The 18,298-nt window shown below is 72.6% G+C and carries 16 protein-coding genes; 8 read left to right on the forward strand and 8 right to left on the reverse strand.

Features of this window, described 5'->3' with window-relative positions; translation table 11 throughout:
• Nucleotides 1-126: 126 nt before the first annotated feature.
• Complete coding sequence (locus ABH925_RS08465) at nt 127-1,239, reverse strand: LLM class flavin-dependent oxidoreductase (RefSeq protein ID WP_370146810.1); 1,113 nt, start codon at nt 1,237-1,239, stop codon at nt 127-129.
• A gap of 355 nt (nt 1,240-1,594) precedes the next feature.
• On the opposite strand from ABH925_RS08465, the gene ABH925_RS08470 reads away from it, so the two are divergent.
• Nucleotides 1,595-1,942 carry an ATP/GTP-binding protein gene (locus tag ABH925_RS08470; RefSeq protein WP_370146528.1) on the forward strand — a complete coding sequence of 116 codons (348 nt, stop codon included), beginning with the start codon at nt 1,595-1,597 and terminating at the stop codon, nt 1,940-1,942.
• Between the two features lie 48 nt (nt 1,943-1,990).
• Here ABH925_RS08470 and ABH925_RS08475 read toward each other — a convergent pair whose 3' ends face one another.
• Entirely contained in the window at nt 1,991-2,758 is a 768-nt protein-coding gene (locus ABH925_RS08475) for an ABC transporter permease (protein ID WP_370146530.1), read from the reverse strand.
• Between the two features lies 1 nt (nt 2,759).
• The gene (locus tag ABH925_RS08480; protein ID WP_370146532.1) at nt 2,760-3,770 is read right to left on the reverse strand and encodes an ABC transporter ATP-binding protein; all 1,011 of its coding nucleotides are present in this window, start codon (nt 3,768-3,770) and stop codon (nt 2,760-2,762) included.
• Between the two features lie 103 nt (nt 3,771-3,873).
• On the opposite strand from ABH925_RS08480, the gene ABH925_RS08485 reads away from it, so the two are divergent.
• A complete protein-coding gene (locus ABH925_RS08485; RefSeq protein ID WP_370146534.1) occupies nt 3,874-4,668 on the forward strand; it encodes an alpha/beta fold hydrolase in 795 nt (264 codons plus the stop codon).
• Nucleotides 4,669-4,779: 111 nt separating this feature from the next.
• Here the strand turns inward: ABH925_RS08485 and ABH925_RS08490 are convergent, their stop codons facing one another.
• From ABH925_RS08490 to mce, 3 genes are all read right to left on the reverse strand, one after another.
• Nucleotides 4,780-5,715, reverse strand: a complete 936-nt coding sequence (locus tag ABH925_RS08490; protein WP_370146536.1) for a cellulose-binding protein — start codon at nt 5,713-5,715, stop codon at nt 4,780-4,782.
• 111 nt (nt 5,716-5,826) lie between these two features.
• The gene (locus tag ABH925_RS08495; protein WP_370146538.1) at nt 5,827-10,284 is read right to left on the reverse strand and encodes a hypothetical protein; all 4,458 of its coding nucleotides are present in this window, start codon (nt 10,282-10,284) and stop codon (nt 5,827-5,829) included.
• A 308-nt stretch (nt 10,285-10,592) separates the two neighbouring features.
• A complete protein-coding gene (gene mce / locus ABH925_RS08500; RefSeq protein WP_370146539.1) occupies nt 10,593-11,036 on the reverse strand; it encodes a methylmalonyl-CoA epimerase in 444 nt (147 codons plus the stop codon).
• 221 nt (nt 11,037-11,257) lie between these two features.
• Between mce and ABH925_RS08505 the strand changes: the two genes are divergently transcribed.
• Nucleotides 11,258-12,451, forward strand: a complete 1,194-nt coding sequence (locus tag ABH925_RS08505) for an acetyl-CoA C-acetyltransferase (RefSeq protein WP_370146541.1) — start codon at nt 11,258-11,260, stop codon at nt 12,449-12,451.
• A gap of 407 nt (nt 12,452-12,858) precedes the next feature.
• Nucleotides 12,859-13,812, forward strand: coding sequence for a methylmalonyl Co-A mutase-associated GTPase MeaB (gene meaB / locus ABH925_RS08510; protein ID WP_370146542.1), 954 nt, complete (start codon nt 12,859-12,861; stop codon nt 13,810-13,812).
• 5 nt (nt 13,813-13,817) lie between these two features.
• Here meaB and ABH925_RS08515 read toward each other — a convergent pair whose 3' ends face one another.
• The gene (locus ABH925_RS08515; RefSeq protein ID WP_370146543.1) at nt 13,818-14,300 is read right to left on the reverse strand and encodes a MarR family winged helix-turn-helix transcriptional regulator; all 483 of its coding nucleotides are present in this window, start codon (nt 14,298-14,300) and stop codon (nt 13,818-13,820) included.
• 35 nt (nt 14,301-14,335) lie between these two features.
• Entirely contained in the window at nt 14,336-15,121 is a 786-nt protein-coding gene (locus tag ABH925_RS08520) for a DUF2127 domain-containing protein (protein WP_370146546.1), read from the reverse strand.
• A 136-nt stretch (nt 15,122-15,257) separates the two neighbouring features.
• Here ABH925_RS08520 and ABH925_RS08525 point away from each other — a divergent pair, with 136 nt between their 5' ends.
• The 4 genes from ABH925_RS08525 to ABH925_RS08540 all read left to right on the forward strand — a co-directional run bounded on the left by ABH925_RS08525 (nt 15,258) and on the right by ABH925_RS08540 (nt 18,285).
• Nucleotides 15,258-15,566, forward strand: a complete 309-nt coding sequence (locus ABH925_RS08525) for a DUF3817 domain-containing protein (RefSeq protein ID WP_370146548.1) — start codon at nt 15,258-15,260, stop codon at nt 15,564-15,566.
• Nucleotides 15,567-15,586: 20 nt separating this feature from the next.
• On the forward strand, nt 15,587-16,108 hold the full coding sequence (locus ABH925_RS08530) for a MarR family winged helix-turn-helix transcriptional regulator (protein ID WP_370146549.1): 522 nt from the start codon (nt 15,587-15,589) through the stop codon (nt 16,106-16,108).
• A 32-nt stretch (nt 16,109-16,140) separates the two neighbouring features.
• The gene (locus ABH925_RS08535; protein WP_370146550.1) at nt 16,141-16,479 is read left to right on the forward strand and encodes a DUF3817 domain-containing protein; all 339 of its coding nucleotides are present in this window, start codon (nt 16,141-16,143) and stop codon (nt 16,477-16,479) included.
• Nucleotides 16,480-16,626: 147 nt separating this feature from the next.
• Nucleotides 16,627-18,285 carry a methylmalonyl-CoA mutase gene (locus ABH925_RS08540; RefSeq protein ID WP_370146551.1) on the forward strand — a complete coding sequence of 553 codons (1,659 nt, stop codon included), beginning with the start codon at nt 16,627-16,629 and terminating at the stop codon, nt 18,283-18,285.
• Nucleotides 18,286-18,298 lie beyond the last annotated feature (13 nt).

Consider the following 18,298-nt stretch of genomic DNA (forward strand, 5'->3'; position numbering starts at 1 on the left):
CCCCGCACCGCACACCACCCGGCACTGAACCACGCCACGTACGGAACCACACCGATCCACTCCACGCACTTCCGACGCATCACCTCCGTCGTCCCGCCGCGGCCCTCACGTCGGCGGGGCGACGCGTCAGGCGAGCAGCGGCAGTACCTCCGCGCCGAGCCGCTGCACATTGCGCAGCGTCAGCTCCCGGTCGCCCGATCCCTCCACCATCAGGGCGAAGCGGCGCACCCCGGTCCGTTCGGCGGTCGCCGCCAGCCGGTCCGCGCACAGTTGCGGAGTGCCCACCGCATGCAGGTCGCACAGCAGCTCGGTGTACTCGTGCGGGTCGCGCATCCGGCGCTCGCGACCGTCCACGGTGCGGTGCGCCGACAGGCCGTACTGGAACCAGTCGGGCATCGACTTGAGCAGGATCCGGCGGGCCTCGGCGCCGCTGTCCTCGATCTGCACCACGCCGGCCGCCATGTGCTCGAACTCCAGCCGCTCGATCTGCTCCCGGCTGCGTCCGGCCTCCCGGGCGGCGAGGCGGTACGCGGCGACCATGGCCGCCTTGTCCTCGTCCCCGGAGTGCATCCCCAGCAGCATCGGCACGCCGTGCTGCGCCGCGAGCCGCACGGTGCCCAGCGAGGTGCAGGCGACCATGACCGGCGGACCGCCGGGCGTGGCGGTGGGACGGGTACCGGCGTACTCCGGACCCCGGGCGTACTCGGGGCCCCTGCTGCCGCCGCTGAGCGGCAGCGCCAGCGGCTGCTCGGTCGCCCGGGGAACGACCGGGACCTCGGGGAAGCGGTAGCGCGGCCCGTCCGCGCCCACCCGCGCCGAGCGCAGCCAGCGCAGCAGCAGGGCCAGGGACTCCGGGAAGCCGCTCTCGTACGCCTCGACCCCGGTGCCGAAGACCTCCAGGTCGACCCAGGGGCCGCCGCGGCCCACCCCGAGGGTGAACCGGCCGCCCGAGGTGAGGTGCAGCAGCGCGGCCTGCTCGCCCAGCGAGACCGGGTGCTGCGTCGGCAGCACGCTCACCGCCGTGCCGACCTTGATCCGGCTGGTCCGGCCGAGCAGCAGCGCGGCCAGGGTGGCGGCGGAGGGGCAGACCCCGTACGGCACGAAATGGTGTTCGGCGAGCCAGACGCTGTCCAGTCCGGCCTGCTCGGCCGCCACCGCCGCGGACACCGCCCGGTCCAGCGCCTCGGCGTGGCCCTGGCCGGGGAACTGGGCCGAGAGCAGGAACGCCCCGGTCCGGATCGGTGGCGGCCCACCGCTCACCGCTTCGGCGACGGGCCTGGTCACGGTGGTCCGCGCGGGCCGTTGCTGCGGCACCCGGGACAGGTGGGGCACCCTGACAGCGGTGGCGGTGTCATGGCGTCTGCGCGACACGCGAATCAACTCCTTGGTCCCGCGGGAAACTTCGATCCCGCATCTCCCATTGGAGTAACTCATGTCATGTGCCGCTGGCACGAGGTTTCAAGGCGACGGGCGCGATTACGGGTGGAATTGGGCACGCGCTCTGGAGCTTCCGGAGATCTTGTGCTAGAGCGACTTCCCGCGCCGCTTCCTCGTATTCTGGTGGCACCAGCATCCACCCTGCCGAGGGAGTCCCGTGTCGCCGCGCCGAAGTCGCCCCCGAGGGAGTGAACCCCAGGAACCGCGTTCGAGTGCGGATGGTTCGAGTGTGGGGTTCGGCTGGCTCAGCGAGCAGACCGAGAGCTACCGGGGCGAGGACTGGACGGTCCGCCAGGTCGCCGGGGACAGCGGCAAGTTCTACCGCTGCCCCGGCTGCGACCAGGAGATCCGGCCCGGGGTCGGGCACGTGGTCGCCTGGCCCTCGTCCGGGATCGGCGGCGTCGGCGGCGTGGACGACCGCCGGCACTGGCACCGGGCCTGCTGGTCCGCGCGCGAGCGCCGCAGCACGGCCGTCCAGCGCGGGCGCGGCGCGCCGAAGCACTGAGACCGAGACTGAGGCGCCGCGCTCCGGGCGGTCGGCTCGGGGCCGGCGCTAGGCGTCGCGGCCGCGGAGCAGCAGCAGGCCGGCGAGCAGCGCCGCGGCCACCCAGGCGAGGCAGATGAAGAACCCCTCCAGCGGCCCGAACGGGACGGTGGTGCTGCTGACCACGTGCACCATCTGCGAGCCGGCCGTGTCCGGGAAGTAGTGCGCGACCGCCTTCACCTTGGGCACCGCCGACAGGATCGGCGAGATCAGGAAGAAGAACGGCATCAGCAGGCCCAGCGACAGCACCGGTTTGCGCAGCATGAAGCTGACACCGAGCGACAGCAGCGCGATCAGGGTCATGTAGACCGCCATCCCCAGCACCGCCCGCAGCACGTGGTCCGCGCCCAGGGTGGTCCGGTGGCTGCCCAGCAGCGCCTGCCCGAGGAAGAACGCGGTGAAGCTGGTCAGCAGTGACACCGGCAGCACCATGGCGAGCACCACCGCGGCCTTGCAGACCAGCAGGGTGGTCCGCTGCGGGACCGCGGCCAGGGTCGCCCGGATCATGCCGCTGCTGTACTCGTTGCCGACCACCAGCACCGCGAAGACGATCACCGCCAGCTGCCCCAGGATGATCCCGGAGAAACTCACCGCGGTGGGGTCGAAGGTCAGCTTCTCGGTGTCCGACAGGTTCTTGAACTGGCTGCTGGAGACCGCGCTGATCAGCGCGCCCAGGCCGACCGTGACCACGAAGGCGACCACCAGGGTGATCCAGGTGGAGCGGACCGTTTTGACCTTGGTCCACTCGGAGAGCAGCACCGCTCCCGGCTGCGCCATCTCAGCTCTCCTTCTTCGTCTTGATCTTCTGACGGTTCCGGTCCTGGGCCCGCTGCCAGTCCGCGCCCCAGCCGTTCGCCGCCGGGGGCATGGTGCGGTGCACGTCCTCACCATGGGTGCGGTACTCGACCGAGTCGGCGGTCATCCGGAGAAACGCCTCCTCCAGCGAGGCGCGCTGCGGGCTGAGCTCGTGCAGCGCGATGCCGTGGTCCCGGGCCAGGTCCCCGATCCGCGCCGGGTCCCCGTCGACCACCTCGAACGCGCCGTCGTCCTTCGGCGTCGCCGTCATCCCGGCGCCGGCCAGCGCGTCCAGCAGCGCCTCCGGCTGCGGGGTGCGGAGCTGGACGAAGCTGTGCGAGTTCTGGTCGATGAAGTCGTTCATCGACAGGTTGGCCAGCAGCCGGCCCTGGCCGATCACCACCAGGTGGTCCGCGGTCACCGCCATCTCGCTCATCAGGTGCGAGGAGACGAAGACGGTGCGGCCCTCCTCGGCGAGGGACTTCATCAGGTTGCGGATCCACAGGATGCCCTCGGGGTCGAGCCCGTTCACCGGCTCGTCGAACATCAGGATCCTGGGGTCTCCCAGCAGCGCCGCGGCGATCCCCAGGCGCTGGCCCATGCCCAGTGAGAAGCCGCCCGACCTGCGCCTGGCCACCTCGCGCAGGCCGACCAGGTCCAGCATCTCGTCCACCCGCCGCCGCGGGATGCGGTTGCTCTGGGCGAGCCAGAGCAGATGGTTGTAGGCGGTCCGGCCCGGGTGCACCGCCTTGGCCTCCAGCAGCGCGCCGATGTACTTCAGCGGCTCGCTGAGCTGGTGGTACGCCTTGCCGTCGATGCTCACCCGGCCGCTGGTGGGACGGTCCAGGTCCAGCATCATCCGCATGGTGGTGGACTTGCCCGCGCCGTTCGGTCCGAGGAAGCCGGTGACCACGCCCTGAGGCACCTGGAAGCTGAGCCGGTCGACGGCGAGGGTCTCGCCGTAGCGCTTGGTCAGCTCATGGACCTCGATCATCGCTGCCGCTCCCTGCCCCGAAGTTGGCTATTCCGCGCCAGAATAGGACGAAAGGGATAGCTGTGCCCAGTGGATGCCTCCGCTCGGCGCATAGGCTGACCCCATGATCGATCGACTCTCGGTACGCGAGACCGGATCCGGCACTCCGCTGGTGCTGCTGCACGCCTTCCCGCTGAACTCCGCCATGTGGCAGGCCCAGCTGGACGACCTCCCCGGCTCCGACGGCAGCGAGGCCCGGGTCGTCGCCGTCGACCTGCGCGGGTTCGGCGGCACCAGCCTGGGCACCGACGCCCCCTCGCTGGACCTGCTCGCCGACGATGTGGCGCTGCTGCTGGAGCGGACCGGCTTCGAGCGGGCCGTGGTGGGCGGGCTGTCGATGGGCGGCTACGTGGCGATGGCGCTGGCGCGGCGTCACCCCGAGCTGCTGGCCGGGCTGCTGCTGGCCGACACCAGGGCCACGGCGGACACCGAGCAGGGGCGGGCCAACCGGGAGCGGGTCGCCACCGCGGTGCTGGCCCGCAACAGCGTCCGGCTGCTGGTGGACGAGCAGTTGCCGGAGCCGTACTTCGGCCCGACCGCGGCGGCGCGGCACCCGGGCGTGGTGGCCAGGACCCGGACCATGGTCGAGCAGGCGAGTCCGGCGGCGGTCGCCTGGGCGCAGCGGGCGATGGCCGCGCGCGGCGACTCGCTGGAGGTGCTGGCGGGGCTGGACGTCCCGGCGCTGGTGGTGGTCGGCGGAGCGGACACGATCACGCCGGTGAGCGATGCCGAGGCGATGGCCGCGGCGCTTCCGGACGCCGAACTGACGGTCCTTCCCGGCGTCGGCCACCTCTCGGCGCTGGAGGCGCCGGACGCCTTCAACGCGGCGGTCCGGACGCTGCTGGCCCGGGTGGGCTGAGCGGGTCCGGCTGAGCCGGTCCGATTGGCGCACCGCCGTCCCGGGTACGCGGAAGGCCCCGCCCGAGGGCGGGGCCTTCCGGCGCTTCACTGCGGCCGGCTGGCAGCCGGTTCAGCGGGACTGCTGGGCCGGGACGCCGCGGGTGAGGGCGTCGTCCTCCGGGATGGAGGCCGCGGCGACGGCCGCGCCGGTGAGGGTGGCCAGCATCTCGCGCACATTGGTCAGCTGCGCGTTGATGCTGTCCCGACGGTTCGTCAGCGCGGCGAGCTCGCGCTCGGACTCGCTGCGGATCCGGTCGGCCTTGGCGTTGGCGTCCGCGACGATGTCCTCGGACTGGCGCTGTGCGGTCTCCACCGTCTGGCGGGCCCGGCGCTCGGCGTCGGTCCGCAGCTTCTCGGCCTCCAGCCGGAGCTGCTCCGCGCGGTGCTCGATCTCCGCGAGGCGCTTCTCGGCCTTGGCCTGACGGGCGGCCAGGTCGCGCTCGGACTGCTCGCGGCGCTTGGCCAGGTTGGTCTCGAAGTCGTGCGCCGCCTGGGAGGCCTTGGTGCGGGTCTCCTCGAAGAGGGCGTCCGCCTCCTCGCGCTTGGTCTGCGCGTCCTTGGCGGCCTCGGCACGCAGCTGCGCCGAGTCGGTCTTGGCCTTGTCGACGATGCGCAGGCCCTCGTCCTCGGCCTTGGCCTTGCGGTCCTTGGCGTAGGTCTCGGCCTCGCTGCGGACCTGCTGCGCGGCAGCCTCGGCGAGCTCACGGTGCTGCTCGGCGGCGCGGCGGGCCTCCTCGCGAAGGTCCTTCGCCTCCTCCTCGGCCAGGCGCAGGATCTTCTCGACGCGCGCGCCGAGACCCGCGTAGGACGGCTCCGAGTCGGAGACCTGTGCCTGCGCGTTCTGGGTTTCGAGGTGCAGCTCCTCGATGCGCTTCTCGAGGGCGGTGATGCGGGCGAGGGCGCTGTCCCGGTCTGCGACCAGCTTGCTGATGCGCTCGTCGACCTGAGCACGCTCGTACCCGCGGCGCACGGTGTCGAAGCCGTGCGGAGAGTGTGGATCGCTCATGGGGTGGAGTTCCTGTCGTATGCCCGGTGAGGTGTGAGGTGAATAGGCGAATCCTGGCACGGATTCGGAGTGTCATCGGCCGAAAGCCAGCGAAGAGTGGAGAATGTCCGCTCAATCGGGTGGCGTGGCGTCACCATGTCTATCGCCCGAACGAGTTGCCCCCGGCCGGGTGCCCCCCGTTCGCGCCGTTCCGGCACCGACGCCCGCCGGGGCACCGCCCCGGCCGCCGCCGTTCCTACTCCCCCCGTTGGTACTGCTGCCCCCGTTGCCCTTGCCCGGTGCCGAGGCCGGGCTCGCGCCCGCTCCGGCGGACGGAGCCTCGAAGGACTCCAGCGCCTGCAGCACGTCCTGCACCCGGGCGATCTCGGTGTTGATGTCCTTCCGGCGGTTGACGAGCTCGTCGAGCTCCCGCCGGCCCTCGTCGGTGATCCGCTGGGCCTCCGCCAGCGCCTCGTCGGTGAGCTGCTCGGCCTCTTCACGCGACCTCGCCAGCTCCGACTCGGCGGCCTGGACGGACTCCCGGCGGACCCGCTCGGCGGCCTCCGCCGCGGCGGCGCGCAACTGCTCCGCCTCGGTACGGGCGGTGGCCAGCTGCTCCTCGGCCTCGGCCATGCGCGCCTCCGCCGTGGCGGTGGACCCGCTCAGCTTCTGCTCGGCCTCCTTGAGCAGCCCCTCCGCCTTGCGGACCGCGGCCAGCCGGACCTTGCTCGCCTCCGTCGACGCGTCGGACTGCGTCTCCGCGGCCTCCCGCTCGGCGGCGGCGACCAGTTCGCCGGCCTTCTCCTCGGCGGCGGCCACCAGGGCCGCCGCACGTTCCTGTGCCTCGGCGAGGGCCGCGGAGGCCTCCCGCTGGGACTCCTCGACCTGCTCGGTCGCCGCCGCCACCAGCTTGTCGACCCGCTCGCCCGCGGCCTTCATGGCCTCCGCGGACTCCTTGCGGGCCCGCTGGTGCAGCGCGGTGGTCTCCGCGTCGGTGCGCTCGCGCAGCTCCTCGGCGCGCTCGCGGATCGCGGTGGCGTCCCTCCGGGCCTCGACCAGCATCTGGTCGGAGTCCGCGCGGGCCTGCTCGACCAGGGACGCGCCCTCGACGGCGCCCTCGGCGGCGAGCCGCTCGGCCTCCTTGCGCGCCGCCGACACCATGGCGTCGGCCTGCTCCTCGGCGGCGGCGGTGGTCGCCAGCGCGGCGGTCTCGGCGTCGGTGGTGACCGACTCGGCCAGCGCCTGCGCGTCCGCGACGACCTGCGCCGACTCCACGCCGGCGGCGACCCGGTACCCCTCGCCCTCGGCGAACAGCCGGTCGTGCTCGGCCTCGGCCTCGCTGAGCACCTGGGCCGCCTCGGCCCGCACCCGGGCGGCCTCGGTGGTGGCCAGCTCCCGGATCTGCGCGGCCTCGGTGGCGACGCTCTCCCGCAGCGCGGCCACCTCGGCGTCGGCCTCCGCGCGGGTCCTGGCGGCGTCGGCGGCAGCCGTCTCGCGCGCCTCCGCGGCCTCGCGGTCCGCGGCCTCGCGCAGCGCCGCGCTCTCGCGCTGGGCGGCCTCGCGCAGCTCGGCGGTCTCCCGCTCGGCGGTGGCCCGCAACTGTGTGGTCTGCTGCTCGGCGGCCTCGTACATGCCGGCCACGGACTGGCGTACCTGAGCGGCCTCGTCCTCGGCGGCGGCCACCGCGGCGACGGCGGACCGTTCCGCCTCGGCGCGCACCCTGGCGGCCTCCCCGGTGGCCAACTCCCGTACCTGGGAGGCCTCCAGCTCCGCGCGGCGGAGCTCCTCGACGCCGGCGGCGACCAGTTCCTCGCGCTCCCGCTCGGCCTGCCGGGCGGCCTCGGCCAGCTCCGCGTGCACCTGCTCGGCCTCGGCGCGGGCCGCCGCGCGCAGCTCCTCGCCTTCGGCGCCGGCCTGGGTGAGGGTCTGTTCGGCTTCGGCGTGGAGCCGGGTGGCTTCGGCCTGGGCGGCGGCGAGGAGGTCCTGGCCTTCGGCGCCGACCTGGGTGAGGGTCTGTTCGGCTTCGGCGTGCAGCCGGGTGGCTTCGGCCTGGGCGGCGGCGAGGAGGTCCTGGCCTTCGGCGCCGGCTTGGGTGAGGGTCTGTTCGGCTTCGGCGTGCAGCCGGGCGGCCTCCGCCTGGGCGGCGGCGAGCAGTTCGCCGCGCTCCTGCTCGGCCTGGGCGCCGGCGACGGCCGCGGCCTCCTGGGCCTCGGCCAGCGCCCTGGCCCCCGCCTCGCGCAGCCGGGCGTCCTCCAGCTCGGCCGCGGCCACCGTCGCGGCGGCCTCGGAGCGCAGCCGCTCGGCCTCCGCGTGGGCGGCGCCCAGCGCCTCCGCCGCGTCGCCGCGCTGGCGCTGCGCCTCGGCGTACTCCGCCTCGGCCTGCGCCGCCGACTCGGTACGGGTGGCCGCGAGCTCGGTCGCCACCTCGGCCCGGAGCCGCTCGGCGTCCTCCTGGGCCAGCCCGATCAGCCGCTCCCGCTCCGCCTCGGCCTCGGCCCGCAGCGCCGCACCGGCCTGCTCCGCCTCCGCCACCAGCGCCACCGCGGCCTGCTCGGCCTCGGCCAGTGCCCGCGCCGCTGCGGCCTCGTCGGCCTCGGCCTGGTTCCGGCGCCGCTCCAGCTCCTCGCCCGCGTCGGCGTACGCCTGGCGGGACTCCTCGGCGAGCCTGGCGGCGTCCTCGGCGGCACCGGCCCGGTCCGCGCGGGCCAGCTCCTGCAGGGCCGCGGCCGCGGCCGCGGCCTCCTCGCCACGCTCCCTGGCGAGCCGCTCGGCGGCCAGCAGGATCTCGTCCCGCTCCTGGCCGGCCTCGCCGCGCAGCCGCTCGGCGTCCGCGCGGGCCTGCTCCAGCAGCGCCGTGGCCGCCGTCGCGGCCTCCTCGGCGCGCCGCGCCGCGGCCTGCTCCGCCGCCGCGACCACCTCGGTGCGCTCGCGCTCGACCGCCTCCACCGCCGCGTCGCGGACCTGCTCCGCCTCGGTACGCAGCCGCTGCGCCTCGGTGCGGGCCCGGGTCAGCACCGCCTCCGCCCGGCCCTGCACCTCGGTCGCCTGCTCGGTAGCCCGCTCGCGCAGCCGCGCCAGCTCGGCCGCCGCGCCGGCGCGCAGCTCGTCCGCGTCGGCCTTGGCCCGGATCAGCAGTTCCTCGGCGGAGCGGGCGGCCTCCTCGATCTGGGTTATGGCCTGCCGGCGGGCCTCGGACAGGCGCTCGCCGTGCTCCCGCTCGGCGTCGGCGCGCAGCCGCTCGGCCTCGCCGCGCAGCCGGGCCGCCTCGTCCTGGTGGGCCTGGATCTCGTCCAGCGCGGTGCCCTGGGCCTGCGCCACACCGGCACGGGCCTCCGCCCGCAGCCGCTCGACCTCGGCCCTGGCCTCGCCGCGGATCCGCTCGGCCTCCGCGGCCGCGGCGGCGGTGGTCTGCTCGGCCTCGCGGCTGGCCCGGGACAGCACGTCCTCGGCGGTACGGGCGGCCTTGGCCAGGTGCACGGTGGCGCTCGCGGCGCCTTCGGTGCGACCGGACTCCTCGGCCTCGCGGCGCAGCGTCTCGGCGGTCTCTTCGGCCTCCGCCCGCAGTCGCTCGACCTCGGCGTGGGCCTCCTCCAGCAGTCGCTGGGCGTCGGCCCTGAGCTGCTCGGCCTCCCTGGTGGCGCTCGCCACCATCCGGGCCACCTCGGACTTGGCGGTGGCGGTCCGCTGCTCGCTGGACGCCTCGACCTCGGTGAGCCGGCGCTCGGCCGCCGCCTCGGCGTCGGCCTGAAGCTGCTCGGCCGCGGTCTCCGCCGCCGCGCGCAGCTCCTCGGCCTCACGGCGGTAACGCTCCGCCTCGGCGACCCGTTCGGCGCGCTCCACCTCGGCGGCGGTCTTCTGCTCCTCGGCGGCGCGGCGCAGCGAGTCGATCTCGGCCTGCGCGTGGTGCAGCTGCTCGTCGGCCTCGCTGTGGGCGGACAGCGTGACCCGCTCGGCGCGCTCGGTGGCGTCCTGGGCCTGCGCCGCGGCGGCGGTCAGCAGCCGCTCGGCCTCGGTCCTGGCCCGCAGCAGCACCTGGTCGGCCTCGGCGCGGGTGGACTCGACATCGGCGGCGACCTGCGAGGTGGCCTGCTCGGACACCGCCATCGCCTCGGCCCTGGCGGCGCCGAGCATCCGCTCGGCCTCGACCCTGGCCTCGTCCAGGACCCGGCGGGCCTGCTCCTCGGTGCCGACCCGGGTCTGCTCCGCCCAGGAGACGTTCTCGTTGACATGCCGTTCGGCGTTGCGGCGCAGCTCGATCAGCTCGGCCTCGAGCTGGCGACGGCGGTTCTCCGCCTCGGCCTGCCACTCGGCCTGGACCCGGGCGCTGCGGTCGGCCGCCTCGGCCATGATCCGGGCGGTGGCGTTCTGCGCCTCCAGGCGCATCCGCTCGGCATCCTGGCGGAGTTGCTCGGCCTGCATCTCGGCGTTGCGGAGGATCTGCTCGGCCTGGCCGGCCACGGAGTCGAACGCGCGCGGCTGGGCGAGCTGCCGGCGTGACTCGTGCAGCTTCGCCCGGAGCACCTCCACCTGGTAGGCGAGGTCCTCGGCGTGTGTGACGGCCTTCTCACGCTCCGTTCGTAGCCGATCCATCTCGGCTTCGAACTTGGAGAGGTGATCGTCAGCCTCGTAGCCCCGCACTCCGCGGTCCCATCCGTCTCCTGGTCGGGTCGCCACCCCACGACCGGTTCGGCCGTTCGGATGAGCTCCTTGATGTCATGGTGCCTAGGGAGAATGGTGACAGATCCTGAGGAACCCGCTGCCCCTGCCCTCCCGCCACCCTTGCATGGAGACGGTGCGCGACGCATCCCCGGCCCCCCGCACCCCGAGAGGGCGTGGCACCGGCGCATTTTCTCACGTCATGGCCCTGGTGCGCAGGGGGGTGGGAATGCTTTCTCTGGTTACTCGTGAGTGTCGTGACCGGCCGGGTTCGCCGTGACAAGCTCGGTCAGCACTCCGCCGCAGTCCTTGGGGTGCAGGAAGGTGATCCTGGAACCCATCGAGCCTATCCGGGGCTGGTCGTAGAGCACCCGCACGCCCTTGCCGCGGATGTCCGCCGCGTCGCCGTCCACGTCCGCGGTGCCGAAGGCGATGTGGTGCACGCCCTCGCCGTTCTTGGCCAGCCACTTGCCGACCGCGGAGTCCTCCCGGGTCGGCTCCAGCAGCTGGAGGTAGGAGGCGCCGCCGTCGCCGGTGTCGTTGATCTTCAGCATGGCCTCGCGCACCCCCTGCTCCTCGTTGACCTCGCTGTGGTACACCTCGAAGCCGTAGGTGGCACGGTAGAACTCGACCGTCTTGTCCAGGTCGAAACAGGCGATGCCGATGTGGTCGATGCGGGTGAGCACGGAAGTCTCCTGGCTGCTGGGGGTTTGTCGATGCGGTGGGCCGGCTATCAGTGCACCGCAACCGGCGCTCGGGCGAAACCCGGCCCCACCGTGCCCGTGATCACACCCGTGCCGTCGTGACGGCCGGGGTACGCATCAGTAGATTGGGCCAAAACCTCTCCCTGGAACGCAGTGACCGTGGCAGCGCCGCGCCCAGGCCCGTCGCAGCAAAGGGGCTCGACATGAGCAACTCGGCAACCACGTCCGTGATCGTCGCAGGTGCGCGCACCCCCATGGGCCGTCTCCTCGGCTCCCTCAAGGGCTTCTCCGGCGCAGACCTCGGCGGCATCGCCATCAAGGCCGCGCTGGAGCGGGCCGGGGTGAGCGGGGACCAGGTCCAGTACGTGATCATGGGGCAGGTGCTGCAGGCCGGGGCCGGCCAGATTCCGGCCAGGCAGGCCGCGGTGAAGGCCGGCATCCCGATGAGCGTGCCGGCGCTGACGATCAACAAGGTCTGCCTGTCCGGGCTGGACGCGATCGCGCTGGCCGACCAGCTGATCCGCGCGGGAGAGTTCGACGTCGTGGTGGCCGGTGGCCAGGAGTCGATGACCAACGCCCCGCACCTGCTGCCGAAGTCCCGCGAGGGCTACAAGTACGGTGCGGTGGAGCTGCTGGACACGATGGCGTACGACGGGCTGACCGACGCCTTCGAGAACATTCCGATGGGCGAGTCCACCGAGATCCACAACGCCCGGCTGGGCATCGGCCGCGAGGAGCAGGACGCGATCGCGGCCCGGTCGCACCAGCTGGCCGCGGCGGCGCAGAAGAACGGGGTCTTCGAGGCGGAGATCGTGCCGGTGCAGATCCCGCAGCGCAGGGGTGAGCCGCTGGTCTTCGCGACGGACGAGGGGATTCGGGCCGAGACGACGGTGGAGTCGCTGGCCAAGCTGCGCCCGGCGTTCACGAAGGACGGCACGATCACGGCCGGGACGTCCTCGCAGATCTCGGACGGCGCGGCGGCCGTGGTCGTCATGAGCCGGGCCAAGGCGGAGGAGCTGGGTCTGGAGTGGATCGCCGAGATCGGCGCCCACGGGAACGTGGCCGGGCCGGACAACTCGCTGCAGTCGCAGCCCTCGAACGCGATTCTGCATGCGCTGGCGAAGGAGGGTCTGGGGGTTGAGGATCTGGACCTGGTCGAGATCAACGAGGCGTTCGCGGCGGTCGCCGTGCAGTCGGTGAAGGACCTCGGTGTTTCGCTCGACAAGGTGAACGTCAATGGCGGGGCGATCGCGCTGGGTCACCCGATCGGGATGTCCGGGGCGCGGGTGGTGCTGACGCTGGCGATGGAGCTGAAGCGGCGGGGCGGGGGGGTTGGCGCTGCCGCGCTGTGTGGGGGTGGTGGGCAGGGCGACGCTCTGATCGTGCGGGTGCGCTGAGGGGTCGCCTCCGGCGGGGGGTGCCTTTGGTGGGGGTGGGTGCGCGGGGCGGGGGTTTGCCTCCGGCGGGGGTGGGCGCGGGCTTGCCTCCGGCGGGGGTTGGGTGCGCGGGGCGGGGGGGGGGGGGGGGGGGGGGGGGGGGGGGGGGGGGGGGGGGGGGGGGGGGGGGGCGCGGGGGGGGGGGGGGGGGGGGGGGGGGGGGGGCGGGCCGGGGGCGGGGTGGTCGCTCTGGGGCCTGCATATTTTCGGGCGGACCCGGTGGGAGGTGGTGCCGGCCGTTGCGCCCGCAAATACGCTGATACGGCCCCTGCCGCGACCACCCCGCCCCGTCCCGCCCCCTTCCGTGCGGAGGGGGGTGAAAAGCGCGGGCGCGGAGCGGTGTCGGTTCTGATCTAGGGAGTTGTGCGATGGATGTGGGGACGCTGGTCGAGCAGGCGCGTGAGGGACGGCCGCGTGCCGTCGCGCGGCTGATCTCGCTGGTGGAGGGGGCGTCCCCGGAGCTGCGGGAGGTCATGGCCGCCCTGGCGCCGCTGGCCGGCCGTGCCTACACGGTCGGGCTGACCGGGTCGCCCGGGGTGGGGAAGTCGACGTCGACGTCCGCTCTGGTGGGCGCGTATCGGCGGCGGGGGAAGCGGGTGGGGGTGCTCGCGGTCGACCCGTCGTCGCCGTTCTCGGGCGGGGCGCTGCTGGGCGACCGGGTCCGGATGCAGGAGCACGCGACCGATCCGGATGTCTACATCCGGTCGATGGCGACCCGTGGTCATCTGGGCGGGCTCGCGTGGGCCGCGCCGCAGGCGATCCGGGTGCTGGACGCGGCGGGGTGCGATGTGGTGCTGGTGGAGACGGTGGGGGTGGGGCAGTCGGAGGTGGAGATCGCTGCTCAGGCCGACACGACCGTGGTGCTGCTCGCGCCGGGGATGGGGGACGGGATCCAGGCGGCGAAGGCCGGGATCCTGGAGATCGGCGATGTGTACGTGGTCAACAAGGCCGACCGGGACGGGGCGGACGCCACGGCGCGGGAGCTGAACAACATGCTGGGGCTGGGGGCGTCCCGGGGGCCGGGGGACTGGCGCCCGCCGATCGTGAAGACGGTCGCGGCGCGGGGTGAGGGCGTCGAGGAGGTCGTCGAGGCCCTGGAGAAGCACCGGGCCTGGATGGAGGAGCACGGCGAGCTGACGCTGCGGCGGATCCGGCGGGCGGCGCAGGAGGTGGAGACCATCGCTGTCACTGCTTTGCGCGAGCGCTTTGCCACGCTGCACGGGGACCGGCGGCTGGACGCCCTGGCCAAGCGGGTGGCGAAGGGCGAGCTCGATCCCTATGCGGCGGCTGATGAGCTGGTGTCGGGGGTTACCGCGGTGTGACGGCGTCAGCCGCGGCCGCGGAGGGTGCGCAGGCGTTCGGCGATGGGGGCGAGGGCCTCGTACATGGAGGCGATCTGCTCGGGTTCGAGCCGGTCGATGAAGTGGTCCCGGACGTTCCGCACATGGTGCGGGGCGACCTGGCGCAGCGTTTCCCAGCCCTGGTCGGTGAGCACGGCGTAGAGCCCGCGGCGGTCACCGGGGCAGCCCTCGCGGGTGACCAGGCCGGCCGTCTCCATCCGGGTGATCTGGTGCGAGAGCCGGCTCTTGGACTGCAGGGTCGCCGTGGCCAGGTCGGTCATCCGCATCTGGCGCTTGGGCGCCTCGGAGAGCTCCACCAGGATCGTGTAGTCGTTGGTGGCCAGCCCGAAGGGCTGGAGATCGCGCTCCAGCTGGTACATCAGCAGACGGCTGACCTCCAGGTGGGCGCGCCAGAGCCGCTGTTCCTCGGCGGTGAGCCAGGGGGCGTTCTCCGTGCTGCTGGTTTCCATGGGATTCATGATACCTGCGGAAGTTTAATGTTTGACTACTTTGTGGGTTGGGCTGCCTGGGGGTGCTCGCCGGCGGAGGTCTCGACCTCCAGGAGTGAGGCGCTGTGCCGTTCGGCCTCGAACTTCGCCGCGCCGCCGCGCAGACCGAAGAGACGCTTGGCGAGCAGGATGTAGAGCACCGCTGCGACGTTGAGCAGGAGGGTGCCGATCTTGAGGTAGCTGATCTTGTGGGTCAGCTCGTAGACCTCAAGGGGCAGGAAGGCGGCGGTGGCCACGACGGTGAGGTACTCGGCCCAGCGCTTGGCCGCCCACAGGCCGAAGGCCTCGACGATCTCGATCAGCGCGTAGCCGAGGAGGGCGGCGGCGGTGATCAGGAGGGTGGAGTGCTTGTAGCTGAAGGTCTTCTGGATGCTGCCGACGATCGGGGAGTTGTTCAGGTCGTAGTGGAAGTGGGCGGCGATCGGCTGCAGGAGGGTGAGGTTGTCCTGGAAGAACTGCTGCACCGAGGTCTGACTGTTGCTGAACTCCCAGACCGCGACCGCGACCAGGACGATGAACACCCCGCGGACTATCCGCTCCACGGCGAGGAGCCGGAGGATGAAGAGGTCGCGCAGTGCCTTGCCGCGTGGGACGAGCGGGGCGTCCGTGGCCTTGCCGGTGCCGTGCGGGGCGCCGAGGGCGAAGTCCCCGCAGCGCAGGCAGCGCCAGGCCTCGCCGAGCGCGGTGTCGGCACGCAGCCGGTCGTGCAGGTGCGGCTCGGTGGGTGCGTAGGTGACGTGCCCGCGACGCGAGCAGGTGCGCCGGTCCCAGTCCCACTTCATGGTTCCCCCGTGTGATCGTTCCTGGTTCTGGCGAGCAGGATAGCGGGGCGCGGTTGCCGACCCCGTGTCGGGAAGGGGGGCTGGGGTCGGTGATACTGGGGGCGTTGTGTGTCCGGGTCGTGGAGAGAGGTCCCCAGTGAAGAACAGTGCCGTGCACCGCCTGCGCCTGGTGTCGATGCCGGAGGGCATGTCGTTTGTGCTGCTGCTTGTCTGCACGGTGCTGAAGTACACGACGTCGTTCAACGCGGTGCCGGTTCTGGGCCCGATCCACGGCATCCTCTTCATCTTCTACGTGGTGTTCGCGCTGGAGGCCTGGCGCCGGCAGCGCTGGTCCTTCGGACGGGCCGCGTGGATCATGGCGCTCTCGGTCATCCCCGGCGGCGGCTTCTACGCCGAGCGCCTGCTGGCCAGGGAAGAGAAGCAGGGGCTCGCCTTCGCGTCCTGACCGGCCGGTACGGTAGGGCTGTGCCCAAGCCGCTGAGCCTCTCTTTTGATCCCATCGCCCGCGCCGACGAGTTGTGGACCCGGCGCTGGGGCGCCGTGCCGGCCATGGCGGCGATCACCTCGGTGATGCGGGCCCAGCAGATCCTGCTGGCGCAGGTGGACGCCGTGGTCAAGCCGTACGGGCTGACCTTCGCCCGGTACGAGGCGCTGGTGCTGCTGACCTTCAGCCAGGCCGGTGAGCTGCCGCTGTCGAAGATCGGCGAGCGGCTGATGGTGCATCCCACGAGTGTTACCAACACGGTGGACCGGCTGGAGCGCGCCGGGCTGGTGGCCCGGCGTCCCAATCCGCTGGACGGGCGGGGGGTGCTGGCGGCGATCACCGTGCAGGGGCGGCGCGTGGTCGAGGACGCCACCAGGGACCTGATGGCGATGGACTTCGGCCTCGAGGGGTACGACGACGCCGGATGCCGCGAGCTCTTCGAGGTGCTGCGGCCGTTGCGGGTCGCCGCGGGAGACTTCAGCGAGGGGCCTGGGGTGGTGTGAGAGATCCACTTTTGGGCGGCTACGCTCGTTCCGTGAAGAACTCGACTGCTCTGCTGAAGGCCTACCGGGTGCTGGCGTACGTGACCGGTGTCGGGCTGCTGCTGCTGTGTGCCTCGTGTGTCGCCTGGTACGGCTTCGGTACCGCCCAGGTCGCGGTGGCCGTGGTCGGCACCATTCACGGGTGGGCGTTCATGCTCTATGCCGTGGTCGCCTTCACCCTGGGCAACAAGCTGGGCTGGCCGATGAGCCGGATGGCCTGGGTGATCCTCGCCGGCACCATCCCGACCTGCTCGTTCATCGCCGAGCGCCGCGTGATGCAGGACGTCCGCGCGCAGCTGGCGGAGCAGGACGAGGCGCTCGTCAGCGTCTGATTGCGGTTCTTGAGGGCGCGTCTCCTGGGGAGACGCGCCCTTTGGGCATTCTTTGGATCGGCGCAGTATGGGGCCGTCGACAAATAGTAGGACGTCCGAGTAAATTAGTAGGACATCCACCTATCTCCTGGAACCTGGGGTCGACCGATGGACGCACGCGAGCGCTGGCAGCGACGGTACGACGGTGCGCGTAAGCGCGACGCCGACTTCACCACGCTCAGCGGTGATCTCGTCGAGCCGGTGTACGGGCCGGAGCAGGGTGAGGTGCCGGAACGGATCGGCTGGCCCGGGGAGTACCCGTTCACGCGTGGGCTCTACGCGACGGGTTATCGGGGCCGGGCCTGGACCATCAGGCAGTTCGCCGGTTTCGGCAACGCCCAGCAGACCAACGAGCGCTACCGGATGATTCTGGACGCCGGTGGTGGCGGTCTGTCGGTGGCCTTCGACATGCCCACGTTGATGGGCCGCGACTCGGACGACCCGCGCGCGCTGGGCGAGGTCGGGCACTGCGGGGTCGCGATCGACTCGGCCGCCGACATGGAGGTGCTGTTCGCGGACCTGCCGCTGGGTGACGTCACGACCTCGATGACCATCTCGGGGCCGGCCGTCCCGGTGTTCTGCATGTACCTGGTGGCGGCGGAGCGCCAGGGTGTCGACCCGGGGGTGCTCAACGGCACGCTGCAGACCGACATCTTCAAGGAGTACATCGCGCAGAAGGAGTGGCTGTTCGCACCTGAGCCGCATCTGCGCCTGATCGGCGACCTGATGGAGTACTGCGCCGCGAACATCCCGGACTACAAGCCGCTGTCGGTCTCGGGCTACCACATCCGTGAGGCGGGGTCGACCGCCGCGCAGGAGCTGGCGTTCACGCTGGCCGACGGCTTCGCGTATGTGGAGCTGGGGCTGTCGCGGGGGCTGGACGTGGACGTCTTCGCGCCGGGGCTGTCGTTCTTCTTCGACGCCCATCTGGACTTCTTCGAGGAGATCGCCAAGTTCCGCGCGGCCAGGCGGATCTGGGCGCGCTGGCTGAAGGAGAAGTACGGCGCGAAGACCGAGAAGGCGCAGTGGCTGCGGTTCCACACGCAGACGGCCGGGGTCTCGCTGACCGCGCAGCAGCCGTACAACAACGTGGTGCGCACGGCCGTCGAGGCGCTGTCGGCGGTGCTCGGCGGGACCAACTCGCTGCATACCAACGCCCTGGACGAGACCCTGGCGCTGCCCTCGGCGCAGGCGGCGGAGATCGCGCTGCGGACCCAGCAGGTGCTGCTGGAGGAGACCGGGGTGGCCAATGTCGCCGACCCGCTGGGTGGCTCCTGGTACGTCGAGGCGCTGACGGACCGGATCGAGGCGCAGGCGGAGGCGATCTTCGAGAAGATCATGGGCATGGGCGCGCCGGGTCACGACATCGGCCCGATGACCGCGGGCATCCTGCGCGGTATCGAGAACGGCTGGTTCACCGGGGAGATCGCGGAGGCGGCCTTCGCCTACCAGACCGCGGTGGAGAAGGGCGAGAAGCGGGTCGTCGGCGTCAACTGCCACACCGGCAGCGTCACCCCGCCGCTGGAGATCCTGCGGGTCAGCCACGAGGTGGAGACCGAGCAGGTCGCGGTGCTCGCGGCGCGCAAGGCCGGGCGCGACGAGGCGGCGGTGCGGGCGGGCCTGGCGGCGATGCTGACGGCGGCGCGGGAGGGCACGAACATGCTCCCGCCGATGCTGGACGCGGTGCGGGCGGAGGCCACCCTGGGCGAGATCTGCGACGCGCTGCGCGCCGAGTGGGGCACCTACACGGAGCCCGCCGGGTTCTGAGCCCCGGTCAGCA

The organism is Streptacidiphilus sp. EB129, assembly GCF_041262645.1.
Taxonomy (GTDB): domain Bacteria; phylum Actinomycetota; class Actinomycetes; order Streptomycetales; family Streptomycetaceae; genus Streptacidiphilus.